The 26,632-nt window shown below is 70.6% G+C and carries 30 protein-coding genes; 11 read left to right on the forward strand and 19 right to left on the reverse strand.

Annotation, left to right across the window (positions count from 1 at the left end; all coding sequences use genetic code 11):
* Positions 1-129 precede the first annotated feature (129 nt).
* Positions 130-603 (forward strand): Lrp/AsnC family transcriptional regulator, encoded by a 474-nt coding sequence (locus tag AC5RVZ_RS15765; protein WP_494066708.1) that lies wholly within the window; start codon positions 130-132, stop codon positions 601-603.
* Here the strand turns inward: AC5RVZ_RS15765 and AC5RVZ_RS15770 are convergent.
* Positions 575-1,585: an EamA family transporter gene (locus AC5RVZ_RS15770; RefSeq protein ID WP_494066709.1), complete on the reverse strand. Its 1,011-nt coding sequence runs from the start codon at positions 1,583-1,585 to the stop codon at positions 575-577. The two genes, AC5RVZ_RS15765 and AC5RVZ_RS15770, sit on opposite strands and share 29 nt — an antisense overlap.
* A gap of 75 nt (positions 1,586-1,660) precedes the next feature.
* On the opposite strand from AC5RVZ_RS15770, the gene AC5RVZ_RS15775 reads away from it, so the two are divergent.
* Positions 1,661-2,215, forward strand: a complete 555-nt coding sequence (locus AC5RVZ_RS15775) for a CGNR zinc finger domain-containing protein (protein WP_494066710.1) — start codon at positions 1,661-1,663, stop codon at positions 2,213-2,215.
* Here the strand turns inward: AC5RVZ_RS15775 and AC5RVZ_RS15780 are convergent.
* The 4 genes from AC5RVZ_RS15780 to glgA all read right to left on the reverse strand — a co-directional run bounded on the left by AC5RVZ_RS15780 (position 2,175) and on the right by glgA (position 5,586).
* A complete protein-coding gene (locus tag AC5RVZ_RS15780) occupies positions 2,175-3,074 on the reverse strand; it encodes an alpha/beta fold hydrolase (RefSeq protein WP_494066711.1) in 900 nt (299 codons plus the stop codon). The two genes, AC5RVZ_RS15775 and AC5RVZ_RS15780, sit on opposite strands and share 41 nt — an antisense overlap.
* Before the next feature lie 126 nt (positions 3,075-3,200).
* On the reverse strand, positions 3,201-3,458 hold the full coding sequence (locus AC5RVZ_RS15785; protein WP_494066712.1) for a type B 50S ribosomal protein L31: 258 nt from the start codon (positions 3,456-3,458) through the stop codon (positions 3,201-3,203).
* Positions 3,459-3,579: 121 nt separating this feature from the next.
* Positions 3,580-4,365: an ABC transporter ATP-binding protein gene (locus AC5RVZ_RS15790; RefSeq protein WP_494066713.1), complete on the reverse strand. Its 786-nt coding sequence runs from the start codon at positions 4,363-4,365 to the stop codon at positions 3,580-3,582.
* Positions 4,366-4,374: 9 nt separating this feature from the next.
* Positions 4,375-5,586, reverse strand: a complete 1,212-nt coding sequence (gene glgA, locus AC5RVZ_RS15795; RefSeq protein WP_494066714.1) for a glycogen synthase — start codon at positions 5,584-5,586, stop codon at positions 4,375-4,377.
* Positions 5,587-5,661: 75 nt separating this feature from the next.
* On the opposite strand from glgA, the gene AC5RVZ_RS15800 reads away from it, so the two are divergent.
* From AC5RVZ_RS15800 to AC5RVZ_RS15810, 3 genes are read left to right on the forward strand one after another with little or no spacing between them, the layout of a single operon-like run.
* Positions 5,662-6,906 carry a glucose-1-phosphate adenylyltransferase gene (locus tag AC5RVZ_RS15800; RefSeq protein ID WP_494066715.1) on the forward strand — a complete coding sequence of 415 codons (1,245 nt, stop codon included), beginning with the start codon at positions 5,662-5,664 and terminating at the stop codon, positions 6,904-6,906.
* A gap of 58 nt (positions 6,907-6,964) precedes the next feature.
* A complete protein-coding gene (serB, locus tag AC5RVZ_RS15805; RefSeq protein WP_494066716.1) occupies positions 6,965-7,606 on the forward strand; it encodes a phosphoserine phosphatase SerB in 642 nt (213 codons plus the stop codon).
* 37 nt (positions 7,607-7,643) lie between these two features.
* Complete coding sequence (locus tag AC5RVZ_RS15810) at positions 7,644-8,351, forward strand: alpha/beta fold hydrolase (protein WP_494066717.1); 708 nt, start codon at positions 7,644-7,646, stop codon at positions 8,349-8,351.
* 38 nt (positions 8,352-8,389) lie between these two features.
* Here the strand turns inward: AC5RVZ_RS15810 and fabG are convergent, their stop codons facing one another.
* The gene (gene fabG, locus AC5RVZ_RS15815; RefSeq protein WP_494066718.1) at positions 8,390-9,100 is read right to left on the reverse strand and encodes a 3-oxoacyl-ACP reductase FabG; all 711 of its coding nucleotides are present in this window, start codon (positions 9,098-9,100) and stop codon (positions 8,390-8,392) included.
* A gap of 109 nt (positions 9,101-9,209) precedes the next feature.
* Between fabG and AC5RVZ_RS15820 the strand changes: the two genes are divergently transcribed.
* The 4 genes from AC5RVZ_RS15820 to AC5RVZ_RS15835 are packed head-to-tail and all read left to right on the forward strand — an operon-like array spanning position 9,210 to position 11,305.
* Positions 9,210-9,797 (forward strand): DUF4190 domain-containing protein, encoded by a 588-nt coding sequence (locus AC5RVZ_RS15820; protein WP_494066719.1) that lies wholly within the window; start codon positions 9,210-9,212, stop codon positions 9,795-9,797.
* A 40-nt stretch (positions 9,798-9,837) separates the two neighbouring features.
* Positions 9,838-10,215: a DUF3099 domain-containing protein gene (locus tag AC5RVZ_RS15825; RefSeq protein WP_494066720.1), complete on the forward strand. Its 378-nt coding sequence runs from the start codon at positions 9,838-9,840 to the stop codon at positions 10,213-10,215.
* Positions 10,212-10,439 (forward strand): hypothetical protein, encoded by a 228-nt coding sequence (locus AC5RVZ_RS15830; RefSeq protein ID WP_494066721.1) that lies wholly within the window; start codon positions 10,212-10,214, stop codon positions 10,437-10,439. Before AC5RVZ_RS15825 ends, AC5RVZ_RS15830 begins: the two co-directional genes overlap by 4 nt.
* Entirely contained in the window at positions 10,436-11,305 is an 870-nt protein-coding gene (locus AC5RVZ_RS15835; RefSeq protein ID WP_494066722.1) for an SURF1 family cytochrome oxidase biogenesis protein, read from the forward strand. The genes AC5RVZ_RS15830 and AC5RVZ_RS15835 overlap by 4 nt, the downstream gene beginning before the upstream one ends.
* Positions 11,306-11,312: 7 nt before the next feature.
* On the opposite strand, the gene AC5RVZ_RS15840 is transcribed toward AC5RVZ_RS15835, so the two are convergent.
* Positions 11,313-12,911: an ABC-F family ATP-binding cassette domain-containing protein gene (locus AC5RVZ_RS15840; protein WP_494066723.1), complete on the reverse strand. Its 1,599-nt coding sequence runs from the start codon at positions 12,909-12,911 to the stop codon at positions 11,313-11,315.
* A 180-nt stretch (positions 12,912-13,091) separates the two neighbouring features.
* Here AC5RVZ_RS15840 and AC5RVZ_RS15845 point away from each other — a divergent pair, with 180 nt between their 5' ends.
* The gene (locus tag AC5RVZ_RS15845; RefSeq protein WP_494066724.1) at positions 13,092-13,724 is read left to right on the forward strand and encodes a biotin transporter BioY; all 633 of its coding nucleotides are present in this window, start codon (positions 13,092-13,094) and stop codon (positions 13,722-13,724) included.
* A 78-nt stretch (positions 13,725-13,802) separates the two neighbouring features.
* Here AC5RVZ_RS15845 and AC5RVZ_RS15850 read toward each other — a convergent pair whose 3' ends face one another.
* From AC5RVZ_RS15850 to sufB, 12 genes are read right to left on the reverse strand one after another with little or no spacing between them, the layout of a single operon-like run.
* The gene (locus AC5RVZ_RS15850; RefSeq protein ID WP_494066725.1) at positions 13,803-14,843 is read right to left on the reverse strand and encodes an iron-siderophore ABC transporter substrate-binding protein; all 1,041 of its coding nucleotides are present in this window, start codon (positions 14,841-14,843) and stop codon (positions 13,803-13,805) included.
* Between the two features lie 20 nt (positions 14,844-14,863).
* On the reverse strand, positions 14,864-15,685 hold the full coding sequence (locus tag AC5RVZ_RS15855; protein WP_494066726.1) for an ABC transporter ATP-binding protein: 822 nt from the start codon (positions 15,683-15,685) through the stop codon (positions 14,864-14,866).
* Positions 15,682-16,704 (reverse strand): FecCD family ABC transporter permease, encoded by a 1,023-nt coding sequence (locus AC5RVZ_RS15860; protein ID WP_494066727.1) that lies wholly within the window; start codon positions 16,702-16,704, stop codon positions 15,682-15,684. Before AC5RVZ_RS15860 ends, AC5RVZ_RS15855 begins: the two co-directional genes overlap by 4 nt.
* Positions 16,701-17,711 (reverse strand): FecCD family ABC transporter permease, encoded by a 1,011-nt coding sequence (locus AC5RVZ_RS15865; protein WP_494066728.1) that lies wholly within the window; start codon positions 17,709-17,711, stop codon positions 16,701-16,703. Before AC5RVZ_RS15865 ends, AC5RVZ_RS15860 begins: the two co-directional genes overlap by 4 nt.
* Positions 17,708-18,652 carry a siderophore-interacting protein gene (locus AC5RVZ_RS15870; protein ID WP_494066729.1) on the reverse strand — a complete coding sequence of 315 codons (945 nt, stop codon included), beginning with the start codon at positions 18,650-18,652 and terminating at the stop codon, positions 17,708-17,710. The genes AC5RVZ_RS15865 and AC5RVZ_RS15870 overlap by 4 nt, the downstream gene beginning before the upstream one ends.
* A gap of 53 nt (positions 18,653-18,705) precedes the next feature.
* Entirely contained in the window at positions 18,706-20,079 is a 1,374-nt protein-coding gene (locus AC5RVZ_RS15875) for an MFS transporter (protein WP_494066730.1), read from the reverse strand.
* Positions 20,076-21,236, reverse strand: a complete 1,161-nt coding sequence (locus tag AC5RVZ_RS15880; protein ID WP_494066731.1) for a MalY/PatB family protein — start codon at positions 21,234-21,236, stop codon at positions 20,076-20,078. Before AC5RVZ_RS15880 ends, AC5RVZ_RS15875 begins: the two co-directional genes overlap by 4 nt.
* A 28-nt stretch (positions 21,237-21,264) precedes the next feature.
* On the reverse strand, positions 21,265-21,594 hold the full coding sequence (locus tag AC5RVZ_RS15885; RefSeq protein WP_494066732.1) for a metal-sulfur cluster assembly factor: 330 nt from the start codon (positions 21,592-21,594) through the stop codon (positions 21,265-21,267).
* A gap of 38 nt (positions 21,595-21,632) precedes the next feature.
* Positions 21,633-22,421 carry a Fe-S cluster assembly ATPase SufC gene (sufC, locus tag AC5RVZ_RS15890; protein ID WP_494066733.1) on the reverse strand — a complete coding sequence of 263 codons (789 nt, stop codon included), beginning with the start codon at positions 22,419-22,421 and terminating at the stop codon, positions 21,633-21,635.
* A gap of 15 nt (positions 22,422-22,436) precedes the next feature.
* A complete protein-coding gene (locus AC5RVZ_RS15895; protein ID WP_494066734.1) occupies positions 22,437-22,766 on the reverse strand; it encodes a non-heme iron oxygenase ferredoxin subunit in 330 nt (109 codons plus the stop codon).
* On the reverse strand, positions 22,763-23,953 hold the full coding sequence (gene sufD, locus AC5RVZ_RS15900) for a Fe-S cluster assembly protein SufD (RefSeq protein ID WP_494066735.1): 1,191 nt from the start codon (positions 23,951-23,953) through the stop codon (positions 22,763-22,765). The genes AC5RVZ_RS15895 and sufD overlap by 4 nt, the downstream gene beginning before the upstream one ends.
* Complete coding sequence (gene sufB / locus AC5RVZ_RS15905; RefSeq protein WP_494066736.1) at positions 23,954-25,372, reverse strand: Fe-S cluster assembly protein SufB; 1,419 nt, start codon at positions 25,370-25,372, stop codon at positions 23,954-23,956. It lies immediately after the preceding gene.
* Positions 25,373-25,642: 270 nt separating this feature from the next.
* On the opposite strand from sufB, the gene AC5RVZ_RS15910 reads away from it, so the two are divergent.
* Positions 25,643-26,599, forward strand: a complete 957-nt coding sequence (locus AC5RVZ_RS15910) for a COX15/CtaA family protein (protein WP_494066737.1) — start codon at positions 25,643-25,645, stop codon at positions 26,597-26,599.
* Positions 26,600-26,632 lie beyond the last annotated feature (33 nt).

Genomic DNA, 26,632 nt, shown 5'->3' on the forward strand with positions numbered 1-26,632 from the left:
GTCGGTTCGCCGGCTTCGTCGCCGGTCAGCCCGAGAGTACGACGGCAACGCACGACGCTCAAGCATGTGGATGGTTCTTGAGCACGATGACAAATGCGCTTCCCCCAGACCGTGCTACCGTTTGGCACTATGGCCGCTCTGGACCACGTCGACCTCGAGCTTCTCGCCGCCCTCTCGACAGACCCCCGCGCCACCGTCGTGGCGCTCGCCGAGCGACTGGGCCTGTCACGCAACACCGTCCAGGCGCGCATGGCGCGGTTGGAGCGCTCCGGCGTTTTCCTCTCGTACGAGCGAGCGATCTCGTCTTCGTCGCTGGGGTTCCCCATCGAGGCGTTCATCAGTGTCATCGTTCGCCAGGCGGACCTCCCGCGCATCAGCGTCGAGCTCGCTCGCGTCCCCGAGGTCGTGCAGGCACATGGCCTCTCAGGTCAGGTCGACCTGCTGGTCCGGGTGGCCTGCCGCGACACGCGGCATCTGTTCGACACCGACGCGCGCATCCTCTCCATCGAGGGCGTCGAGCGCACCGAGACCTCGCTGGTCATGGGCGAGGTGATCCCCCACCGGGTGACTCCGCTCATGGAGCTGGCGCGACGGGGCTCCTGACCGCCGGGGCGGCATCCTTCCGCGCTGAGTCGGCTTCCGCGCGCACGAGCACGACCCCGACGAGGATCAGCGCCCCGCCGACGAACTGAACGGGCCCGGGGACTTCGCCGAGGAAGAGCCACGCGAACGCGAGGGCGAACAGCACTTCGGACAGTCCGACGAAGGACGCCACGCGCGAGCCGATTCGCGGCACGGCCATGACGCCGAGCGCGTAGCCGAGCGTCGTGGCCACCCCCGCGACCCACAGCAGCGGGACGAACCACGCCACCTCGGTCCCCGCCAGGACGACGATCACGTCGGGAGCGCGGAAAGGCAGGAGCCCGCTCAGGCACAGGACGCCCACGATGGCTGCGCCGGTCAGCAGGCCGCCGGACGCGAGGGCGAGAGGCGGAAGGTCGTCCCCGGCGCGCTCGGAGATCACGAAGTACGCGCAGACGCACAACGCGGCACCGAGGGCGAGGAGGGTCCCGACGAGGTCGAACGCGGCTCCGGAGATGTCGACGACGAGCACGAGCCCGACGATCGCGACGAGCGATCCCCACAGGACGAGGGCCGATGGCGCCCGGCGGGTGCGGATCCACACGAACGCGACGAGCAGGACGGGGGCGAGGTACTGGATCAGCAGCGCCACGGCCACCGGCATGCGCTGCATCGCGGAGAAGAAGAACAGCTGGCAGCCCAGGACGGGCATCAGTCCGAAGGCGAGGATGATCCTTCCGTGCCGCCGCAGCAGACCGGGCTGGCGTCTCACGGCCATCACGAGAGCCGGCGCGAGGATCAGGCCTGCGACGCCCATGCGCACCAGCAGCGCCGCCCCCAGCGACCATCCGGCCTCGAGCAGCGGCTTGACGAAGGGGCCGCTGGAGGAGAAGGCCAGCGCCGAGGCGAGCCCCAGGACCAGCCCGCTGGTGCGCGCGCGGCGACGGGCGATGTCGTGCACCACGACGCCGGCCAGTGGGATCGAACCGGTGGAAGCTGTCATGGGCGACATCCGACTGTCAGGGGCGAAGCATGCGTACGATGATGACAGTAGCCACCCGGGTTGTCAGGAGTCAATGTGGTATTCATCCATGACACGCAGCGGAGTCTCGCCGCCGCCGCGCACCTGGTCAACACGCTTCCGGGATTCGACGACGAGGACGCGCTGACCAGCGGCGAGGATCTGGAGGCGTTCCTCTCGGCGCACCCGTACACCGGCGCCATCCGTCGCGACGAGGCGGAGCTCGAAGCCCTTCGCGGCATCCGGCCGCGGCTGCGTCGGCTCTGGGAGGTGGATCGGGAGCACGCCGTGCCGCTGGTCAATGACATGCTTCGCGACGGTCACGCCCTCCCCCGCCTGGTCATCCACGACGGCTTCGACTGGCACGTGCACGCTACCTCCGACGATGCGCCGCTGGCCACCCGAATCCTGGTCGAGACCGCGATGGCGTTCGTCGACGTCATCCGCTCGGACCAGTACGACCGCATCCGGCTGTGCTCCGCCGATGACTGCGACAGCGTCTACGTGGACTTCTCGAAGAACGGCTCGAAACGCTACTGCGACACCGGCAACTGCGGCAACCGCATGAACGTCATCGCCTATCGTCGTCGGAAGGCGCGAGGAACCGTCTGATCGCCGCGGCGGCCGGCGCAGGCGTCTCGTAGTGGATCAGGTGGCCGACCTCGGGGATCTCCACCAGCTGTGCGTCGGGGAACAGGCGCGCAAGGCGCCGTTCGGCCTCGATGGGCGTGATGTCGTCACGTTGTGCGGCGACCAGGAGCGTCGGCTGCGGGATGCGAGGAGCGAAGGCGCGCACGTCGTGCGAGACCGACGCCACGAACGCGTCGTGCAGCACGTCGCGGTCGGCGAACCGTGAGAAGTAGGTGTCGTGCTGTTCGTGGACGAAGCGCCGCAGCAGCCGGTCCCTGGTCTTCGCCATGGAGATGCTCATCACCCGCACGATGAGTCCGTTGCGCAGCAGCGCCTCGCCGAGGGGACGAGGCAGCCGGGCGCCGGCCCAGTAGTAGAAGACCGCCAGGCGGGTGAGCATCCCCCGCGGGCCCTCGAGCGCCGGAGCGCCGATCGGGTTCACCAGGATGACGCGCGGCGTCGGGAGTCCGTCGGCGACCGCGGCGGCGACGACGATGGAGCCGAACGAGTGCCCCAGGATGACGGCTCCGGGCGCGACCGCGTCCACGAATGCCGTCAGCCATTGCGCGTACAGGCGGAGGTCATGCCGCCGGTGCGGGATCGGCGGCGTCTCGCCGAATCCCGGCAGGTCGGGTGAGATCACCCGGACCTCGGGCAGATGGGCCACGACGGGTTCGAGCCCGTGATGCTCGCCGCGGAAGCCGTGCACCGCGACGATCGTCGTGGACGCGTCCTCGGGACCGTACGCCCAGTACGACGTCGCGGAGCCGAGGATCATGGCCTCCCGCCGCGTCACCGGCAGGTCGTCGAGCAGCTGCGCGTACGGGTTGGCGACGGTCACACCTCGAGTCTACGAGCCGCTCCGATCAGGGTGAGCGGGTCGCACCGCCCCGGCCCGCCCGCTGCGGCGGACCCGGCGGGAACACGAAGACCCCGTCCGAGGACGGGGTCTTCCAGGCGACGGGGCTTACTTGGAGCCGCCGCCGAAGTTCTTGAAGCGCTGGTTGAACTTCTCGACGCGACCGGCCGAGTCGAGGATGCGCTGCTTGCCCGTGTAGAACGGGTGCGAGGCGGACGAGATCTCGACGTCGATGACGGGGTACTCGACGCCGTCGAGCTCGATGGTCTTGTCGCTGCTCACCGTCGAGCGGGTGAGGAAGGTGTCGCCGGAGCCGAGGTCGCGGAACACGACGGCACGGTACTCGGGGTGGATGTCAGTCTTCATGATGATCCTTTGAGGAGTGTGTCCTGGATTTTGCCAGGACGGTCAAAGTCTGCGGTGCGAGCGCACCAAAGAGCGATTCTATCAGGCGATGGGCGCCTCGGCGGAATCGCGCCGTGCGATCTCAGCGCGCCGCGCGGGCGGCGTACCGGCCGCCATCCTCCGTGAGCTTGATCGGCACGCCGAACGTCTCGCTGAGCGCGTCGCCGGTGAGCGTCTGGGCGATGGGTCCGGATGCCACCGCCCGGCCGTCCGCGAGCAGGAGCACGTGGGTGAACCCCAGCGGGATCTCCTCGACGTGGTGGGTGACCATGATCATCGCGGGCGTCGTGGGAGCCTGCGCGTATCCGCCCAGGAGCTCCAGGAGCTCCTCGCGCGCGCCGAGGTCCAGGCTCGCCGTGGGCTCGTCCAGCAGCAGCAGTTCGGGGTCGGTCATGACCGCGCGTGCGATCTGGACGCGCTTCTGCTCGCCGTCGCTGAGGGTGCCGAACGTGCGATCGGCCAGGTGGTCCAGTCGCCACTCCGCCAGGACGCGCAGCGCGCGACGCTCGTCGATGTCCTCGTAGTCCTCGCGCCAGCGCCCGAGCACCGAGTACGCCGCGGTCAGCACGACGTTGAGCACCGTCTCCTCCGGAGGCACGCGGCGGGCCATCGCGGACGAGGCGAACCCGATGCGCGGCCGCAGCTCGAACACGTCTGTGCGGCCGAGCCGCTCGCCGAGGATGGACACGACGCCTGACGTCGGATGCATCAGCGTGTCGGCCAGCTGCAGGACGGTGGTCTTCCCGGCGCCGTTGGGTCCGAGGATGACCCAGCGCTGGTCGTCGCGAACGTTCCAGTCCAGGTGGTCGACGATGTTCCGGGCGTTTCGGCGGACGACGACGTCGGAGAATTCGAGCACCTGGGGCATGCCGTTAGCCTATCGGCCGCGCGCCGCGACCTCCGCGTACAGCGCCGCCGTCTGCTCCGCGATCCTGGCCCAGCTGAAGTCCTCGGTCGCCCGCCGACGACCCGCCGCCCCGTAGGCGCGCGCCTGCTCGGGGTCGCTGACGACCTCCGTCAGCACGCGCGCGAGGTCGGCGACGAAGCGCTCGGGATCCAGCGGCGTTCCCGTGCCGTCCTGCACCTGCTCGATGGGGACGAGTCGGCCCGTCACGCCGTCGACGACGACCTCGGGGATGCCGCCGGTCGCCGTGCCGACGACCGCCGCCCCGCACGCCATCGCCTCGAGGTTGACGATGCCGAGCGGTTCATACACCGACGGGCAGACGAATGTCGTGGCCGCCGACAGGATGGCGCTCAGCTCGTGCCGTGACAGCATGCGATCCAGCCAGACCACGCCCTGACGACCGGCCTGCAGCCCGCGCACGAGATCCTGCACCTCGGCCATGATCTGCGGCGTGTCGGGAGCTCCGGCGCAGAGCACGACCTGCACGTCGGCGGGGAGCCGCTCGGCGGCGCGGAGGAAGTACGGAAGGCCCTTCTGACGTGTGATGCGCCCCACGAAGACCACGGACGGCCGGGCGGGATCGATCCCGAAGCCGGTGAGCAGCTCGGCATCGTCGACCGGGTGCCACGCCGACACGTCGATGCCGTTGTAGATGACACGCACCTTGGCAGGATCCAGATCGGGGTAGCTGCGGAGGATGTCGGCGCGCATGCCCTCGCTCACGGCGACGATCGCGGCCGCTCCCTGATACGCGGTGCGCTCGATCCAGCTCGAGACGGCGTACCCCCCGCCGAGCTGCTCGGCCTTCCACGGGCGCAGCGGCTCCAGGCTGTGCGCGGTGACGATGTGCGGGATGCCGTGCAGCAGCGAAGCGAGGTGGCCGGCGAAGTTGGCGTACCAGGTGTGGCTGTGCACCACGTCGGCGCCGGCGACGTCTGTCACGATCGCCAGGTCCGTCCCCAGCGTCTGGACCGCCGCGTTCGCCCCGGCGAGTTCGGCCGGGACCGAGTACGACGTCGTGCCGGCCTCGTCACGCTCGGCGCCGAACGCGCGCACCCGCACGTCGACGCCGTCACGATCCCGCCCCGGCTCCCGCAGCGCCTTGACCAGTTCTGTGACGTGGACACCCGCTCCCCCATAGATCTCGGGCGGGTACTCCTTGGTCACGACATCGACGCGCATGCCACGAACGCTAGTACACGCGCAACCCCCGTGCAGCCGGTGGCCCGCCCGGGGCGCGGGCCCTAGTGTTGTGCCATGCCAGGAGCGCCCAAGGTCTTCGGAATCATCCTCGCCGGCGGCGAGGGCAAGCGGCTGATGCCTCTGACCGCGGACCGCGCCAAGCCCGCCGTGCCGTTCGGCGGCCAGTACCGACTGATCGACTTCGCGATCTCGAACCTGATCAACTCCGGGCTGCGTCAGATCGTCGTCCTGACCCAGTACAAGTCGCACAGCCTCGACCGGCACATCTCCCAGACCTGGCGCATGTCGGCACTCCTGGACTCGTATGTCGCCTCGGTGCCCGCGCAGCAGCGCCTGGGCAAGCGCTGGTTCTCCGGGTCCGCCGATGCCATCCTGCAGAGCCTGAACCTCATCAACGACGAGCAGCCCGACATCGTCGTGGTCATCGGCGCCGACCACGTCTACCGCATGGACTTCCGGCAGATGCTGGCGGCGCACCTGGAATCGGGCGCCCGCGCCACGGTCGCCGGCATCCGGCAGCCGATCTCGCTCGCCAACCAGTTCGGCGTCATCGACGTCGATCAGGAGGACGCGGTGAAGATCAACCAGTTCCTGGAGAAGCCCCTCAACGCCACCGGTCTCGCCGACGCGCCCGACCAGGTGCTCGCCTCCATGGGGAACTACATCTTCGACGCCGATGCGCTGATCGAAGCCGTCGAAGCCGACGGCGAGATCCCGACGTCCAACCACGACATGGGCGGCGACATCATCCCCTACTTCGTGGGCCGAGGCGAAGCGGGCGTGTACGACATGAACCGCAACGACGTGCCGGGATCCACCGACCGCGACCGCTACTACTGGCGCGACGTGGGAACGATCGACTCGTTCTACGACGCCCATCGCGATCTGATCGCGACCCTGCCGATCTTCAACCTGTACAACACCGACTGGCCGATCCACTCCCAGGCGGTCAACTCCCCTCCGGCGAAGTTCGTGCGCGACTCGGTCGGGCGCATCGGCAACGCGATCGATTCGATCGTCTCGCTCGGCTCGGTCCTGTCGGGCACCCACCTCGAGCGCAGCGTCGTCGGACCGTGGACGCTCGCCGATGGCGGCTCCACCATCACCGACTCCGTCCTCTTCGACCACGTCCACGTCGGCGCCGGGGCGCGCATCCACCGGGCGATCCTCGACAAGAACGTCGTCCTCGAGGACGGCGCGACGGTCGGGGTGGATCGCGAGCGCGACCTGGCGCGCGGCTTCACCGTCACCGACAGCGGGATCACCGTCGTCGGGAAGGGCGTGCGCGTCGAGCGCTGATGCGCGCGGGCGCGGCCGGCGTCCATGTCGACGGACGCGCTCCCGCTAGCGTGGAGGGATGCCCGACGCCCCTGCCCGCCTGCTTGTCGTCCTCGATGCCGATTCCACGCTGATCCGCAACGAGGTCATCGAACTCCTCGCCGACGAGGCGGGCCGCGGCCCGGAGGTGGCCGCCGCCACCGAGGCCGCGATGCGCGGCGAGGTGGACTTCGCCGCGAGCCTGAGGTCGCGCGTCGCCGCGCTCGAGGGGGTGCCTGTCGCGGCGTTCGCGCGCGTGCTGGCCCGCATCGAGCCGACACCCGGCGTCCGGGAGCTCATCGACGCGGTGCACGAGCGCCGCGGTGTCGTCGGCGTCGTCTCCGGCGGGTTCCACGAGATCCTCGACACGGTGGCGCCGGACCTGGGCGTGGACACCTGGCGCGCGAACCGGCTCTCGACCGCGAACGGGACGCTCGACGGCGCCGTGGACGGGGACATCGTGGATGCCGAGGCCAAGGCCGCGGCGCTGCGGGAATGGGCGCACGAGCTCGGCGTGCCGCTTGCCCGCACGATCGCCGTCGGCGACGGCGCCAACGACCTGCTCATGATGGAAGCGGCAGGACTCGGCGTGGCCTTCAACGCCAAGCCCGCGGTGCGCGGCCGCGCGGATGTCGTCGTCCAGCCGGTCGATCTCGCGGAGGTCATCGCGCTGCTGCCGTGACGCCCCCGGTGTCGGCGGTGCCGGGTACATTCGCCCCATGCACATCATCCTCATCCCCGGCCTGTGGCTCGACGCGTCGACGTGGGGCGAGGTGACGCCCGCCCTCGAGGCAGCCGGGCACACGACGCATCCGCTCACGATGCCGGGCCTCGGAGCCCCGGCGAGCCAGTCGTCCGAGATCGGGATCGGCGACTGGGTGCGCGCGGCGGTCGCCGAGGTCGACCGTCTCGACGGCGACGTCGTGCTCGTCGGCCACTCCGGAGGCGGGAACGTCGCCTACGGCGCCCTCGACGCGCGCGTCGACCGCGTGGCGCGCATCGTGTTCCTCGACACGTTCCCGCCCACCGACGGCGCGTCCATCTGGGAGTTCCCCATCGTCGACGGCGTCATCCCGTTCCCCGGGTGGGAGGCCTTCGACGAGTCCGAGATCGCCGACCTGGACCCGCAGAAGCGCGCGGCAGCAGCGGCGCGCATGCAGTCGGTGCCTCAGCGAGTGCCCACCGACCCGCTTTCGCTAAGCGACGAGCGGCGCCGTGCCGTGCCCGCGACCATGATCACGAGCACGGTCTCCGAGGCGCAGATCCGCGAGATCATCCAGCAGGCGCCGGCATGGGCGTCCGAGCTCGCGGCGCTCGAGCACCTCGACATCGTGCAGCTCCACGCGCACGGCGAACCCACCGGCCACTGGCCGCAGTTCTCCAAGCCGGGCGCCGTGGCCGAGGCGATTCTGGCGGCGCTTCGCTGATACCGGTCGTCGCGCGGCCGGACGTCAGCCGCCGTGGGTCAATGACCCATGCCCAGTCCCCCGTCCACGGGGATGACCGCGCCGGAGATGTAGGCGGCCTCGTCGGAGGCGATCCACGCGACCACACCGGCCACCTCGTCGGCCGTGGCGAAGCGGCCCGCGGGGATGTTCCGCTTGTACTCCGCCTGCGTGTCCTCGGGCAGCTCGGCGGTCATGTCGGTCTCGATGAATCCGGGCGCGACGACGTTCGCGGTGATGCCCCGACCGCCGAGCTCGCGGGTCAGCGACCGGGCGAAGCCGACGAGCGCGCTCTTGGACGCGGCGTAGTTGATCTGACCCGCCGAGCCGTACAGGCCGACGACGCTCGAGATGAGGACGACGCGACCCCACTTCGCGCGCATCATGCCCTTCGACGCGCGCTTGACCACGCGGAACGCGCCACCGAGGTTGGTGGACACGACGGTGTCGAAGTCCTCCTCGGTCATGCGGACCAGCAGCGTGTCCTTCGTGATCCCGGCATTGGCGACCACGATCTCCACGGGGCCCAGCGTGCTCTCCACCTCGGTGAACGCGGCATCGACGGCTGCGGCGTCCGTCACGTCCGCCCGCACGGTCAGGGTGCCTTCCGGGCCTTCGCCGGAACGGGCGGTGACGGCGACGCGATACCCCAGCGCGACGAAGCGCTCCGCGATGGCGCGGCCGATGCCGCGGTTCCCACCGGTGACGAGGACGACGCGATCGCTGGACATGATGATGCTCCCGGGCTCGAACGGACCGGACCAGCCTACCGGCGCGCCGATTGACACCTTGTGCCGCACGCTGGAACGCTGGAGGACAGACGTCCCAGAAAGGTCGATCGTGAGCGACAACACTCCCGGCAGCTCCACCCCCGAACCCAATGCCCACGCGAACGAGCAGGGCGCGGGTCCGCAGCCGGCCGCACCGACGCCCGGGAGCCGGGATGCACACGTCCCGCCCTCCGCGCCTCCGGGGGGCTACACCGGCGCCCACGGGCAGCCGCCGGCACAGGGCGCGTACCCTCCTCCGCCGGCGGGCGCGTACCCCGCAGTAGGGCAGAGCGCCTACCCGCCCGCGTACGGAGCGCCCGGCGCGGCACCGGGCTATCCCGCCTACGGCGCTGCGCCGGCGTACGGCTACGGCGCTCAGCCCAAGACGAACGTCCTCGCGATCGTCTCCCTCATCGCATCGATCGTCGGCCTCATCGGCATCCTGCCGATCATCGGATCGATCGGCGCCGTCGTGACCGGACACATCTCGCTGCACCAGCTGAAGACCAGCGGCGAGAACGGCCGCGGCATGGCGTTGGCCGGCACGATCGTGGGCTACGTCGGACTGGGCCTGTGGATCATCGGCATGATCGTGGTGTTCTCACTCCTGGCGTGGGCCGCGAGCCAGGGCGGCCGCGTGGGCTACAGCAGCCTCTGACGGCGCCGGCACGGTGCTTCCGGCGTACGCTGGAAGCACCGTGAAGAGTTCGCACCACGCCCCTTCGGCCACGTCGCTGCCTCGCGCCCCGCGCGACGAAGCGGGCGCGCGCTCGATCCGGTACCTCATCATGATGGGGATCCGCATCGCGTGCTTCGTGCTCATGGTGCTGATCACCCCGTACGGCTGGTACACGTGGGTGTTCGCGGCCGCCGCGATCTTCCTGCCCTACGTCGCGGTCGTCACGGCCAACGTCGGACACGAGGCGCGCCGCGACCGGCCGGAGGACCCGAAGGGCGCCCTGCCGGCGACGGCGGCGCCGGTCCCGCCTGCCGAGCAGCGCATCATCCGCATCGAGGAATCCCGTCCCCAGCCGCCGCGCACCGATCCGTCCCAGCATCCGGACGCGTCGGCATGAGCGACGCGGCTCACGCGCCGGCGGATGCCACGTGCTCGCGGGCGGGATGCCGTGCGGCGGCGCGCTGGCGGATCGACTGGCGCAACCCGCGCATCCACGCCGCCGATCGCACGAAGACCTGGGTCGCCTGCGACGACCATGTCGGCTACCTCGAGACGTTCCTGGCGGCCCGCGACTTTCCCGTGACGGTGACCCCGCTGCAGCGCGAGGCGGCGCCGTCATGACCCGCGCCATGAGCATGCAGGACCTGCCGAAGGCCGGCCGGTGGAGCATCTACATCGCCCTGGCGGTGCTGTTCGCGGTCGCGTGCGCCTTCCTGTCCAACTGGCAGTTCTCCCGCAACGAGCAGCGCTCCGAGCAGCTGGCCCTCGTCGAGGCGAACTACGACGCTCCCCCGGTGCCGCTCGACGAGCTGATCCCCGCCGGCGGCGAGCTGGATCCCGGCGACCAGTGGCGCCCGGTGCGCCTGGTCGGCACCTACCTTCCCGACGACACACTGCTCGTCCGCAATCGCCCGCACGGCGGCACCGCGGCCTTCGAGGTGCTGGTGCCGTTCCGGGCTGCGGACGGTCGTGTGCTGCTGGTGAACCGGGGATGGGTGCCACCGGGCGACGACGCGCCTGTGCCGGAGACCGTTCCGGCGCCTCCCGCCGGACAGACGACCGTCGTCGTACGGCTCCGTGCCGCCGAGCCGGTCCCGGCCTCAGGCAGGTCCGCTCCCGAGGGGCAGGTGCCGACGATCGCGCCGTCTCTCGTGGCCGACCGCATCTCCGCCTCCGCTGCCGAGGCGCTCGAGCGCAGCGCGTACGGCATCGTCGTCTCAGAGGACCCTGCACCGGCGTCGATGCCGAAGCCCCTCGAGGACCCGTCGGAGGATCCGGGACCGCACCTGTCCTACGCCATCCAGTGGATCCTCTTCGCCGTCATGGGCTTCGTCTTCATCGGGTACGTCATCCGCACCGAGCGGCGGCACCGCCGGGAGGAGGAGGACGACGACGGCACGCCGCATCCGTCCCCCGCTCCGACGCGCCGGCGGCGGGACCGGGATGCGGAGATCGAGGACGCCCTCGTCGACGCGGCCCGTCGCTGAGCGCCCGTCAGGCCAGCGTGACCAGGTCGGCGTAGTCGCGGCCCCAGATGTCCTCGACGCCGTCGGGCAGGATCAGCACACGCTCGGGGTTCAGCGCCTCGACCGCGCCCTCATCATGCGAGACCAGGATGACCGCGCCCTCGTAGTGCGCGAGAGCGCTGAGGATCTCCTCCCGCGAGGCGGGGTCGAGGTTGTTGGTCGGCTCGTCGAGAAGCAGCACGTTGGCACTGGAGACCACGAGCGTCGCCAGCGAGAGGCGCGTCTTCTCGCCACCGGAGAGGACGCCTGCGGGCTTGAGCACATCGTCGCCGGTGAACAGGAACGACCCCAGCACCTTCCGCGCGTCCGTGGCGGTGATGTGCGGCGCAGCGGACATCATGTTGTCCAGCACCGAGCGGCTCACGTCGAGGTTCTCGTGCTCCTGCGCGTAGTAGCCGATCTTCAGGCCGTGGCCCGGTTCGACGACGCCGGTGTCGGGACGGTCGACGCCGGCGAGGATGCGCAGCAGCGTCGTCTTGCCCGCGCCGTTCAGCCCCAGGACGACGACCTTGGAGCCGCGGTCGATGGCGAGATCCACGTCCGTGAAGATCTCCAGCGATCCGTACGACTTCGACAGGCCCGACGCGGTGAGGGGCGTCTTGCCGCACGGCGCCGGCTTCGGGAACCGGAGCTTGGCCACGCGATCGTCCTGGCGGACCTCCTCCAGCCCAGACAGCAGCTTCTCGGCGCGGGCGACCATCTGGTGCGCCGCCGCGGCCTTGCTGGCCTTCGCCCCGAACTTCGCAGCCTGCTGCTGCAGAGCCGTGGCCTTCTTCTCCGCGTTGGCGCGCTCCTTCTTGCGACGCTCCTCGTCGGCCACCCGCTGACGCAGGTAGTTCTTCCAGTTCATGTTGTAGATGTCGATGACCTGGCGGTTCGCATCGAGGTAGAACACCCGGTTCACCGTCTCGCCGACGAGCTCGACATCGTGGCTGATCACGATGAGCCCGCCCTTGTAGCCCTTGAGGAAGTCGCGCAGCCACACCACGCTGTCGGCATCCAGGTGGTTCGTCGGCTCGTCGAGGATCATCGTGCCCGCATCCGAGAAGAGGATCCGGGCGAGCTCGATGCGGCGGCGCTGTCCGCCGGAGAGCGTCTTGAGAGGCTGGTCGAGGATGCGGTCGGGAAGCGACAGATTGTGCGCGATCGAGGCTGCCTCCGCTTCGGCGGCGTAGCCCCCCAGCGCCTCGAACCGTTCGGTGAGGTTCGCGTATCGGCGCATCGCCCGCGCGGCGGCGTCGACATCGTCGCTGGCCATGGCCAGGGATGCCTCGTGCATGCCTATGGCGAGCGTTCCCAGCCCGCGCGCATCCAGGATCCGGGTGCGGGCCAGCATCTCGGGATCACCCGACCGCGGGTCCTGCGGCAGATAGCCCAGCTCGCCGGCGCGCTCCACCCGACCGGCCGAGGGAAGGACGTCCCCGGCCAGCACCTTGGTCAGCGTGGTCTTGCCGGCGCCGTTGCGCCCGACCAGACCGATCTTGTCACCGTCGGACACGCGGAACGACACGTCCGACATGAGCACGCGGGCGCCCACGCGGATCTCGAGATCGTGCACGGCGAGCACAGCGAACGTCCGTTTCGTCGATGGATGAGTGGCAGTGGCCGAACGGCCAGCCTCCCAGTATAGGTCGCCTGCGCCTCGTGCCCGGCCGCGGGCGAGGTGTGGGGATGACACAGCGATGCGGCGGTTCTCTGGTGCACGGCATCCAAGGGCGTCACGCCGCCGCGTCCTAGGCTGAGTGCCATGTCAACCATCGCCGCCGCACCGCCTCGTCGCGTGCTCGCCGACGTCATCGCCCGTCCGTCCTCACGTCTGCGCGCCCTGACCCTGGACGCTGGACTCGTCGTCTCCGGCGCCGCCGTGGTCGCTCTGCTCGCTCAGGTGGAGGTCCCGCTGTGGCCGGTGCCCATCACCGGTCAGACGCTCGGCGTAATCGTGGTCGGCGCCGCCCTCGGCGCGTGGCGGGGTGCTGCGGCGCTGCTGACCTATCTGATCGCGGGCCTTGCCGGCCTCCCCGTCTTCGCCGGCTTCACCGGCACGGTCGCGGCCGTGGCCAAGCCGAGCTTCGGGTACATCATCGGCTTCGTCGTCGCTGCCTTCGTCGCCGGGTGGTTCGCGCAGCGTGCGTGGGACCGCCGGCCGGCGCTCGCCTTCGTCGGCTTCGCCGCCGCCAGCGTCGTGCCCTTCCTCTTCGGCATCCCTTACATGGCGCTGATCCTCAACGTCGTGCTCGGCCTGGACTACTCCGTCGGTGAAATGCTGGAGGCGGGACTCCTGCCGTTCATCCTCGGCGGCCTGATCAAGGCCGCCCTCGCCGCCGCCGTCATCCCCGGCGCGTGGGCTCTCGTCCGGAAGGCGGACGCCGGCACGCCGTGAGCGGATGCCGCACCCGGCATCCCACGACGCGAGAGCCCCCGACCTCAAGGCCGGGGGCTCTCGCGGTGCGGGCGCGCGTCAGCCTCGGGCGACCGCGGTGGCCGCGGCGAGCTGCTCGACGATGTCCGGCAGGATCCAGGGCAGTGTCAGCGCGGTCGGCGAGATGGCCGCCACGTTCTCCTCCCCGACGATCGCACCGACGGCCCCTGCGGACACCGCGGGGATGATCTTCGTGCGGTCCGACGTGAGGAAGGTCTCAAGCTCGTCCTCGCTGTCGACCTGCGTGAAGATGACCTCGGCGTCGATCTGATCCAGGTTCTCGCTGGATACGGTGGTGTAGAAGGTCGACTCGCCGGTGTCGAGGGCGGTCACGGCGTCGGCGGTGACGAAGCCGAGGTCCTCGAGGATCTCCACGCGCGGGTCGGCAGGCAGGTAGAGGTAGAACGTGTCGACGTCGTCAGCGGCATAGGCGATGGTCGTGCCTTCGAACTCCGGATGCTCGGCGGCCGCGTCGGCGACCTGCTGGTCGAGGTCCGCCAGGAGCTGGTCGGCTTCGGACTCCAGCCCGAGCGCCTTTCCGGTCTCGGTGATGACGTCGCGCCACGGCGTCGACCACACCGCCTCTTCGGGCGCGACGACCGGGATGCCTGCGGCGGTGACGGCGTCGTACTCCTCCTGCGTCAGTCCGGAGTACGGCGCGATCAGGACGTCGGGGTCCGCCGCGAGGAGCTCTTCGACCGAGAGCTCGAACGAGGCGTTGTCGAGGATCACCGGCTCCTCGCCGCCGAGGTCGGCGAGGGCGTCCTCGACCCACGGGGTGATGCGGTTGTCACCCCCGCCGTAGTCCATGGATGCCACGGCAACGGGGACGATCCCGAGGGCCAGCACCGCGTCGGTGGCGCCCCAGCCCCACGTGGCGACGCGCTCGGGCGCCTCCTCGATGATGGTCTCGCCGTACATGTGCTCGAAGGTCACGGGGAAGCCTTCGCTCGAGCCGGAGGGGGCGTCGGCGTCGCTGGAGGTCGCGGGCGTGGCGGCGCCGGCGCATCCGCTCAGCACGAGGCCGCCGGCGACCGTCAGCGCAGCCAGCGCGGACAGTCGGGAGGTGAGTGCGGACATGGTGGTTCCTTTCAGTGGCGTCACGCCTCGTCGGCCGCGGCGTGCGCGCCGCCGGGGACGGGGATGACGAGGGGGGTCGAGGTCAGGGGGTCGGGCATGACGAGGGCGTCCAGGTCGAAGGCCTGCGCGACGACGTCGCTGGTGAGGACGTCGGCGGGGGCTCCGTGCGCGACGACGCGGCCGCGGCTCATCACGACGAGATCGTCCGCGTAGCGGGCGGCGAGGTTGAGCTCGTGGAGGACCACGACGATCGTCGTGCCGTCCGTGCGGTTCAGCGTGCGCAGCAGGTCGAGCACCTCGATCTGGTGGCTGAGGTCGAGGAAGGTCGTGGGTTCGTCCAGCAGCAGGATGCGCGGTTCCTGCGCGAGCGCCATCGCGATCCAGACGCGCTGGCGCTGACCGCCCGAGAGGTCGCCGACGGGCCGGTCCGCCAGCGCCGCCACGCCCGTCTTCGCCATCGCGTCGTCGACGCGGGCGGTGTCCGCGGCGCTCCAGCGCTGGAAGACGCCGCGGTGCGGATGACGCCCACGCGAGACCAGCTCTGCCACCGTGAGGCCCTCGGGGGCGCTCGGATGCTGCGGGAGGAGCCCGACGCTCTGCGCGAAGCGCCGCCGCGGGAGCGTCGCGGTGTCGACGCCGTCGAGCTCGACGCGTCCGCCCAGCGGCGGATTCACCCGTGCCAGCACGCTGAGCAGCGTCGACTTCCCGCACGCATTGGCGCCGATGATCATCGTGATGCGCCCGGGGGCGATCTCCAGGTCGAGGTCCTCGATAACGCGACGGCCGGGGTACCCCGCGGTCAGCCCGCGGGCGGTCAGACGAGGGGCGGATGCGGAAGTCACAGCTGTCTTCCTTTCGACGTCGCAAGCAGCCACAGCAGGAAGATCGCCCCGATGGCGCCTGTGACCACGCCGACGGGCATGGCGTAGCCGGGGATGGCGAACTGGGCGACGATGTCGGCCGCCGCCAGCAGCGCCGCTCCGACCGCCGCGCTCGTGCCCACGGCCACCGCGCCATGTCCGAGCAGCGGGCGTGCGATCGCCGGAGCGCACAGTGCGATGAACGAGATCGGCCCTGCGAACGCGCACGTGACGGCGGTCAGCAGCACGGCGGTGAGCACCGTCACGACCTTCACCGTCGAGGCGCGCACGCCCAGCGACGCGGCCGTCGCGGACCCCATCTGCACGATCGGGAGCCAGCGTGCGCAGGCGACCACGGCGGGAAGTGCGGCGACGGTCACCACGGCGACGGTGAGGACGTTCCACCACGGCGTCGAGGCGAGGCTCCCGGTGAGCCAGATCAGCGCCGCCTGCGCGAGTTCGACCTGAGCCCTCACCATCAGGAAGCTCGTGACCGCGGTGCACAGGAACGCCACGCCGACGCCTGCGAGGATCAGCCGGTAGCCGCCGTCGGATCGGTGGTGGCCCGCCAACAGCAGGAACGACGCCACGACGAGGCCGCCGGCGAACGCGGCGACGGCCAGCAGCGGTCCGCCGATGCCGAGCACCAGCAGGGCGAAGACGGCGGCGACGCCGCTGCCTCCCGAGATGCCCAGAAGGTCCGGGCTCGCCAGCGGGTTGCGCAGCAGCGCCTGCAGCAGCGCACCGGCGGCGCCCAGCGCCGCCCCGACCACCAGCGCCATCGCCAGCCGGGGTGCGCGCACCTGGAAGATGACGTACGCCTGGGCCCGGTCACCGCCTCCCCACAGCGTCCGCCACACGTCGCCGGGCGAGATGGCGTAGTCGCCGACGGTCAAGGCGGTCGTGGCGACGATCAGCCCCACGAGCAGAGCGGCGCCGACCACAGCGATGCGGCGTGTCCGTGTGCGCGCACGGATGGCGAGGACGGCGGAGGCTGTCACAGCGCCACCCGCCCTCGGCGAAGGACCAGTGAGATCAGAACGGGCGCGCCGACGAAGGCCACGACGAGGCCGGCCTGCACCTCCCCCGGAAGCGCGATCACGCGCCCCAGCACGTCCGCCGCCAGCAGCACGACGGCGCCGGCGGGGACGGCGGTCGCCAGCAGCCAGCGGTAGTCACTGCCGACGACCGCGCGCAGCGCGTGCGGGACGAGCAGACCGAGGAAGACGATGGGGCCGGCGATGGCGGTGGCCCCGCCGCACAGCAGCACCGTCGCGACGATTCCGGCCGCGCGGGTGCGGGCGACGCTGTGGCCCAGCCCCTTCGCGGTGGCATCGCCGAGCGCCATGAGATCGAGGCCGCGCGCCGACACGAGCGCGATGACGGCGCCGACCATGACCGGGAGGATCACCACGCCGACCGTGTCCAGTCCGCGCGCGGTGAGCCCGCCGACCTGCCAGTACCGGAAGACGTCGAACGCGGTGATGGAGGTCGTGAGGATCAGCGTCGTGACCGCGGTCAGACCCGCCGTCACGGCGGCTCCGGTCAGGGCGAGCTTGGCGGGGCTCGAGCCGTCCGGCCCGCGCGTGCCGATGACGGCGACCACGACGGCGGCCACGGCGGCGCCCGCGTACGCGAACCAGACGAACCCCGACGGGGCGGTGATCCCCCACAGCGTGATCGCGGAGAGGACGGCGACCGATGCGCCGGCGTTGACGCCGAGCAGGCCCGGATCCGCCAGCGGGTTGCGAGTGAGGCCCTGCATCAGCGTGCCGGCGAGGGCCAGCGCGGCCCCCGCGACGATGCCGATCACCGTCCGTGGCACGCGCTGCGTCACGATCACGCTGTGATCGGCCAGCGACATGTCGGGCCGGACGAGAGCGTCGAGCACGACGCCCGGCGGCACCGCGCGAGCGCCGATCATGAGACTGGCGAGCACCGCGACGAGCAGCAGCGCGACGGCGGCGAAGAGAAGGAGGCGCCCGCGCCGAGCGCGAGCAGCGGTCATTCCTGTCGCTCGGACAGTCCCAGGCGCCAGTAGCCCATGAACGCGACGCGCTTGCGATCGACGCCGCACCCCTGGACGAGATGGCGCCGAAGGCCCTTGACCATGGCGGCCTCGCCCGCGATCCACGCGTAGAACTCGCCTTCGGCGTCCTCGGGGCTGTCCCACAGCAGGTCGCGGTCCACGTCGATCTCGGTGAGCTCCTGCGTGCGCGGGGCGGCGGCGTGCACCAGCACGTCGCCGGCTCCGGCGCTCCACGCGGTGACCGCTTCGCTGAGCGCTGCGCCGTGCTCCCGCTCGCCGCGGGCCAGCCACGTCACGCGGAAGCCCTCCGGGATGTCCAGGTCGAGGGCGTCGGCCGCCGAGGGGACCTCGATGAACGCGTCCACCTCGTACGAGTCGTCCAGGCTCTCCAGGATCCCCGAGATGGCCGGTGCCGCCGTCTCGTCGCCGGCGAGCACGACGCGGCGGGCGGTGCCGGGATGCCAGTCCAGACCGAGTCGGTACCCGTCGCTGCGCTGGTCGGGACCGACCACGACGATCTCCTGTCCGACGGCGGCCTGTGCGGCCCATGCGCCCCCCGGCCCGGCGTCGTGGTGGACGACGAAGTCGACGGAGAGCAGACGAGCTCCGGGGTCGATGCGACGCACGGTGTACGTGCGCAACGGGCTGCGCACCTCGTGCGGGATGGCCCGCCACGTGGCGTACCACTCCCCCGCATCGATCGCGTCCGGGTCATGCTGCCCGATGTCGCTGACACGACCGTCGGTCCCCGGCAGGATGAGCTTCACCCGCTGGTCGAGGCCGGCGGTGCCGAAGACGTCGAAGTCGGCGCTCGTGAACACCACGCGCACGAAGTGCGGGGACAGCCGCTGCACGTCCGCGACGGTGGCGGCGTAGGGACGGTACGCGGGTCGGGTGCGTACGGCGACGGAAGAGCTCACGCAGTTAGGCTAGCCTTACCTGCCCTGTGAACCAAATCAGCGCCGCCTATGCGTCACCGTCCGACGCGGACCTCCTCCTGCGCGTGACCGAGCCGCAGGCCCGGCACCAATGCCGCGAGCGCGAGCAGGATGCCGATGGCGAACACCGCCGGGAACCCTGCGCCCGTTCCCGCCAGCGCCGTGAAGGTCAGGCCCATCGCCGCGATGGCGGTGGCCGAGCCGACGGCATCCGAGATGGAGAGGGCCGACGAGTTGAACCCCTGGTTCTGCGGGGTGGAGTAGGCCAGCGTCAGCACGGTCAGACGCGGATACATCAATCCCATGCCGCCACCGGCCAAGGCCCAGCCGGCGATCATGACGGCCGGCGGCAGGTACCACAGCGCCGTGCATGCGGCGCTGACCAGTGCGATCACGAGCAGGGCGGATCCGACCAGCGTGATCCGGGTGTTGCCGAGCCGGTCGCCGAACCTGCCCTGCACGTCGGCGGCGGCCGCCCACGCGAGGGCCGCCGCGGTCAGTCCGAGGCCCGCCCAGGTCGGCGAGAAGTCGTAGTGATCGATCAGCAGGTAGGGGACGTAGATCTCGGCGCCGAAGAGGGCTCCCGCAATCAGGCCGCGCATCAGCACCACGCTGGGCAGCGCCCGTGCGGCGATGAGGGTGCCGCGAGGCAACAGCGGACGGGCAGCGAGCCCGATGAGGACCAGGGAAGCGACGACCGCCGCCCACGCCCAGGCCTCGAGCTCTCCGGCAAGGCTCAGCCCGAGCGCCCCGACGGCGACGGCGATCGAGCACCCCAGGCGCGGTCCGATGCGCCCACGAGCCGGATCCTCGGTGTGCAGCGGCAGCCCGTGCAGCCGGACCGCCACCATCGCGAAGGCGACGACCGTCAGGACCGCCACGCCCAGGAACACCCACCGCCAGTGCAGGAACTCCGTGACGGCGCCCGCGAGGAACGGTCCGATGAGCGAGGGCACCACCCAGGCGGCAGAGAACGCGGCGAAGACGCGACCGTGCAGCGGCGTGGGATACACGCGTGCCACCACGACGTACAGCGCCACGGTCTGCCCGCCCGTTCCGAGCCCCTGCACCAGTCGCCCGGCCACCAGCAGGGGCATGGTGGGCGCGAGTCCCGCGATGAGCAGTCCGACGACGAACAGGACGACCGCGGTGGTCAGCGGAGTGAGCACGCCGCCGCGATCGCACCAGACGCCGGCGACGACCATCCCGATCACGCTCGTCGCGAGAGTGCCCGCGAACGCGACGGCGTAGAGCTGCTCGCCGTCGAGATCGGCGCTCACGACCGGCATCACGGTGGTGATCGCCAGGGACTGCATCGCCGCGAGGAAAATCAGGGCGACGGCGCCCACCGTGACCCAGACGTAGCGGGCGTGCCAGACGCCCGCTCCACTCGCCTCGGGCGCCGTCATGCGCGCGCCAGGTGACCGATGCGCTCGACGGCGTCCTGGAGGATGTCGGGCGCGCAGCCGAAGTTGATGCGCACGTGCCCGCGGCCCTCTTCGCCGAACTGCGGTCCGAAATGCAGCGCGACCCGGGCGTCGCGGAGGATCTTCACGGCCGGGTTGTCGCCCCAGCCGAGAGCGGACAGATCCACCCACGCGAGGAACCCGGCGTCGGGGACGCGATAGCGAGCGCCCGGGACGTGCGCGTCGAGCAGCTGCGCCAGCAGCCTCCGGTTGACATCGAGCGCCGCCAGCTGGGCATCGAGCCAGGCGTCGCTCTCGGCAGAGAACGCGGCGACGGCGCCGATGGCGCCGAACAGGCCGGTGCGCCACTCCACCTCGGCGGGGAGCCCTCGCACCACCGAGGCGGTCGCGTCATCGGCGGTGACCATGAGCGCGCACTTGAGCCCGGCGAGGTTGAAGGCCTTGCTGGCGCTGGTGACGGCGTACCCGACGCGTGCGGCCACCGGTGATGCGTCCAGGAACGGCGTGAACCGGGCGCCGACGTTCGTGAGTGGGGCGTGGATCTCGTCGCTGACCACGACCGCGTCGAATCGCGCGGCGAGGTCCGCCAGTGCCGCGAGAGACTCCCGGGAGTGGACGGTGCCGGTGGGGTTGTGCGGGTTGCACAGCAGCACCGCGCGCGCACCGCCGGCGAGCGCCGCCTCGATTCCGCCGAGGTCGAGCTGCCACGATGCGCCCGTGTCGAGAAGCGGCACGCGCTCCACCACGGCGCCGGCTTCGGGCACGCATTCGAAGAACGGCGGGTAGACCGGGGGCGTCACGACGACGCGGTCCCCCGGGCGCGTCACCGCGCGGAGGATCTCGACGACGCCCATCATCACGTCGCAGGTGGTCCGCACGCGCGCCGGATCCACCGTCCAGCCGAAGCGTCGCTCGGCGAAGGCGGCGTACGCCGTCGCGACCCCGGGGTCCGGCGGCGTGTAGCCGGTGTCTCCCAGTTCCACCGCCTGGTGCAGTGCCGCGGTGACCGCCGGCGCGGGCGCGAAGTCGGTCTCGGCGACGAAGAGCGGCAGGACGTCGTCGCCGTAGTGCCGCCACTTCGTGCTCGAGCGGCGGCGAAGCTGTTCGATCGGAAGGGTCTGCAGGGGGGTGACGCTCACCGTACGACCCTACCGAGGGCCGGAGACCTCAGATCGCGAAGCCGAGCGCCCGCATCATGTCGCGGCCGTCGTCGGTGATCCGCTCCGGGCCCCACGGCGGCATCCAGACCCAGTTGATCCGGAAGCGCTCCACGACATCGTCCAGCGCCTGAGCCGTCTGCTCCTCGAGCACGTCGGTCAGCGGGCACCCGGCCGAGGTCAGCGTCATGTGGATGACCAGCGCGTCGTTCTCGTCGTCCCAGGCCAGGTCGTAGATGAGGCCGAGGTCGACGACGTTGATCCCGAGCTCGGGGTCCATGACGTCCTTGAGGGCCTCGGTGACCTCGTCGTACTTCTCGGCCGTGAGTGTTGCGGTCATATAACGATCCTACGCGTGCGCGTCGCGAACGGCGCCGCTCAGGCCTCGACCGGAGCCTCGGCGGGCTCCTCCTCGCCGGCGGGCAGGTAGCGGTCGTAGCCCTCGTCCTCGAGGCGGTCGGCCAGCTCGGGGCCGCCTTCCTCGACGATGCGTCCGCCCACCATCACGTGCACGTAATCGGGGTGGATGTAACGGAGGATGCGCGTGTAGTGCGTGATCAGCAGCACGCCGAGGTCCGTCTCGGCCTTAGCGCGGTTGACCCCTTCGGAGACGATCTTGAGCGCGTCGACGTCCAGGCCCGAGTCGGTCTCGTCGAGCACGGCGATCTGAGGCTTCAGCAGCTCCAGCTGCAGGATCTCGTGCCGCTTCTTCTCTCCGCCGGAGAAGCCCTCGTTGACGTTGCGCTGAGCGAACTTGGGATCCATGCGGAGATTCTTCATCGACGCCTTGACGTCCTTCGTCCACGTGCGGATGGACGGGGCCTCGCCCTCGACGGCGGTCTTCGCGGTCCGGAGGAAATTCGTCACGGTGACGCCCGGGATCTCGACCGGGTACTGCATCGCCAGGAACAGGCCCGCGCGGGCGCGCTCGTCGACCGACATGGCCAGCACGTCCTCGCCGTCGAGCGTGATCGTGCCCGCGGTGACGGTGTACTTCGGGTGACCGGCGATTGTGTAGGCCAGGGTCGACTTGCCGGAGCCGTTCGGGCCCATGATGGCGTGGGTCTCACCGGTGCGGATCGTGAGGGTCACGCCGTTGAGGATCGGCGTGGTGCCGGCATCCGTCTCGACCGTCACGTGCAGGTCGCGGATCTCGAGGACAGACATTCGTGGGTACCTTCTTCAGTTCACTTCGAGCTTGACAGCGGGATCGATCAGGACGTCGTCGCCGTCGATCGTGACCTGGAACACCGGGACGGGTTCGTAGGCCGGGAGGTTGAGGGGCTTGCCGGTGCGCAGCGAGAACGCCGAGCCGTGAGCCCAGCACTCCAGCGCGTCGCCGTCGACGAAGCCCTCGGCGAGCGAGATGTCGCCGTGGGTGCAGGTGTCGCCGATCGCGTGCACCTGGCCGTTCGCGTCGAGGACGACAGCGATCGCCACGCCGTCGAGCTCGAAGCGCTGAGCCTCGTCCTGCACCAGGTCGCCGAGAGCGCAGACGCGCTGCGCGGTCATCGGGCGACTCCTTCGGCGAGCTCGTCCTCGATGGCGGCGAAGAGCTCCTCCTGCAGCGCCGGGACGTCGATCTTCTGCACGATCTCGGCGAGGAAGCCGAGCACCACGAGACGGCGCGCCTCGTCCTCGGGGATGCCGCGCGCCTGCAGGTAGAACAGCTGCTCGTCGTCGAAGCGCCCGGTGGCGCTGGCGTGCCCGGCGCCGCGGATGTCGCCCGTCTCGATCTCGAGGTTCGGGATCGACTCGGCGCGCGCGCCGTCGGTGAGCACGAGGTTGCGGTTGGCCTCGTACGAGTCGGTGCCCACGGCGTCGCGGCCGATGAGCACGTCGCCGATCCACACGCTGCGTGCGGCCTCACCCTGCAGCGCACCCTTGTACAGCACGTCGCCCGTGGTCTCGGCGCCCTTGTGGTGCAGGTACACCTGGCTCTCGAGGTGCTGGCCGGAGTCGGAGTAGCTCAGGCCGTACAGCTCGCCGCGCGATCCGGTGCCGGCGAGCTCCACGCTGGGGTTCACCCGCACCACGCCGCCGCCGAAGCTGACGACCACGTGCCGCAGGGTCGCGTCACGCTCCACGCGAGCCTGGTGGGATGCCGCGTGGACGGCGTCGTCGTCCCACTGCTGCACGGTGACGACCTGGAGCTGGGCGCCCTCGCGCACGATGATCTCGACGTTCTGTGCGAACTGCGCCGCTCCCGCGTGCCGCAGCACCACGGTGGCGCGGCTGTGGCGGGATGCCTCGATCACGACGTGCCCGTGCGCGACGAGGTCGGAGCCCGTGCCGTTCGCCGCCACGACGACCGGCTCGTCGAGCTCGGCCTCGGCGGGGATCGAGATGTACAGCGCTTCCCGGGACCGCGTCCACGCGACGGCCGCAGGAAGGTCCTCGGGGACGAACACCTCGCCGCGCGGTGCGGAGCCGATCGCGAGCCCGGCCGCCGTGACCGGACCGGTCAACGCGAAGGGCACAGCGCCCGGGTCGCCCGGAACATCGGCGAACAGGCGCGCGAGGCGGCCGACCGGGGTGTGCTTCCAGTTGACCTCACGACCGGTCGGCGTCTCGAACGCCGCCGGGTCGTATGACCGGAGCCGCTCGGAACGGGTCTGCACCGGCACGAAGGCACCGGCACCGTCGGTGTGGCCCTTCGCTCCGGGAACGGTGGCGGGGGCCTGAGTCGCAGCGCTCATCTAGCCGACGGATCCTTCCATGCCCATCTCGATGAGCTTGTTGAGTTCGAGCGCGTATTCCATGGGCAGCTCGCGGGCGATCGGCTCGATGAAGCCGCGCACGATCATCGCCATGGCCTCGTCCTCGGGGAGGCCGCGGCTCATGAGGTAGAAGAGCTGCTCCTCGCTCACCTTGGACACCGTCGCCTCGTGCCCCAGCTGGACGTCGTCGACGCGGATGTCGATGGCCGGGTACGTATCCGATCGCGAGATGGTGTCCACCAGCAGCGCGTCGCAGCGGACGGTGTTGGCGGAGTGATGCGCGTTGGCATCCACCCGGACCTCGCCGCGGTAGCCGGCTCGACCACCCCCGCGCGCGATGGACTTCGACACGATCGAGGACTGCGTGTACGGCGCCATGTGGATCATCTTCGCGCCGGCGTCCTGGTGCTGCCCGGGTCCCGCGAAGGCGACCGACAGCGTCTCGCCCTTGGCATGCTCGCCCATCAGGAAGATCGACGGGTACTTCATCGTCACCTTGGAGCCGATGTTGCCGTCGATCCACTCCATCGTCGCGCCCTCGTGAGCGACGGCGCGCTTGGTGACGAGGTTGTAGACGTTGTTCGACCAGTTCTGGATCGTCGTGTAGCGCACGCGGGCGTTCTTCTTGACGATGATCTCGACGACCGCGGAGTGCAGCGAGTCGCTCTTGTAGATCGGCGCCGTGCAGCCCTCGATGTAGTGCACGTAGGAGCCCTCGTCGGCGATGATGAGCGTCCGCTCGAACTGGCCCATGTTCTCGGTGTTGATGCGGAAGTACGCCTGCAGCGGAATGTCCACGTGCACGCCCTTGGGGACGTACACGAACGATCCGCCCGACCACACCGCGGTGTTCAGCGCCGCGAACTTGTTGTCGCCGGCGGGGATCACCGTGCCGAAGTACTCCTCGAAGAACTCGGGGTGCTCCCGCAGCGCCGTGTCGGTGTCCATGAAGATGACACCCTGTCGCTCCAGGTCCTCCTGGATCTGGTGGTAGACCACCTCGGACTCGTACTGCGCGGCGACGCCGGCGACCAGACGGGAGCGCTCGGCCTCGGGGATGCCCAGCCGCTCGTAGGTGTTGCGGATGTCCTCGGGAAGGTCCTCCCAGGACTGCGCCTGCTTCTCGGTCGAGCGCACGAAGTACTTGATGTTGTCGAAGTCGATCTCCGACAGGTCAGCACCCCACGTGGGCATGGGTTTGCGCTCGAAGAGCTGCAGCCCCTTGAGCCGGTTCTTCAGCATCCACTCCGGCTCCGCCTTCATCGCCGAGATGTCGCGGACGACGGCCTCGTTGAGACCGCGCTTCGCGCTCGCGCCGGCGGCGTCGGGGTCATGCCAGCCGAACTCGTAGACCCCCAGGCTGTCCAGCTCCGGGCGATCGATCAGCACATCAGACATCGTCACGTTCTCCTCCGGGCCCTGCGGTGTCATCCGCCCCGGCAGTCCGGTTCCTCCGGTGGAGTCACCGGAGGCGGATGCCGCTCGTGGGCCCTCTCAAGTGGCGCCGACCATCGCGCCTAGACTGTCGGTGGTGCTCCGCGCCTTCGTCCGTACCGGTCGAGTGCGCGCGTGACCGACCCCTCGATTCTACAGGTTCCACCCCCCACCGGACGCGCCGCGTCTGTTCCCGCGGGTGCGGGGAGCCGAGCACAGGAGGCGACGACGACCATGTCCGCGGAACCGACGACGACGCCTGCCGCCAGCCCCTTCCAGCGGTGGTGGGGCCGGCTGCCCACCACCGTGGACCGCCGGGTGATCGCCGCGGCGTGGGCGACCCTCGTCGTGCAGATCGGGATCGTGGGAACGGGTGGCCTCGTCCGGCTCACCGGGTCGGGGCTCGGTTGCCCCACCTGGCCCAAGTGCACCGCCGACTCTTTCGTGGCCACGCACGAGATGGGGATCCATGGGGTGATCGAGTTCGGCAACAGGCTGCTGACTTTCGTGCTGGTCGCCGTGGCGATCGTGACGTTCCTCCTCGTGGTGCGCATGCGGGCCGAACGGCGCGACCTGTTCTGGCTGGCCCTCGGGATCGGCCTCTACGTCCCACTGCAGGCGATCATCGGCGGGATCACCGTGCTGACGAACCTCAACCCCTACGTCGTCGGGCTGCACTACTTCGCATCGGTGATCCTCGTCGCCCTCTCGGCGGTCCTCGTGGCGCGCGTCTACGCCGCCCCCGGTCCGCGTGAGCGCGCCGTGCCCGGCTGGTTCGCGGTCGCCACCCATGTGACCAGCGCCCTGGTGCTCGTGACGGTCGTCGTCGGGATCCTCGTCACCGGCTCAGGCCCGCACGCCGGCGACGGCGGCGCCGCGCGCAACGGACTGGACCCGGAGCTCATGCAGCACGTGCACTCGTGGCCCGCATACGCCACGCTCGCCCTCACGGTCGTGCTCCTGGTCGGGGCGTGGCGCACTCCCCCGGCACTGCAGCTGCGCCTGTGGACCGCGCTCCTGCTCGTCGTCGAGCTGGCGCAGGTCGGCGTCGGCCTCTGGCAGGCGCGCACGGGTCTTCCCATCTGGCTGGTGAACATCCACATGGTCCTCGCGGTGGTCCTCGTCGCCGCGATGACGGCGGTCGTCGTGCACCTCAAGGCGCCGGTCGCGCTCGCGCACCCTCGGCGCTGAGCGGACACAGCGGATCCATAGGCCCCGCTGAGG

The organism is Arthrobacter sp. Cza30 (assembly GCF_059090765.1).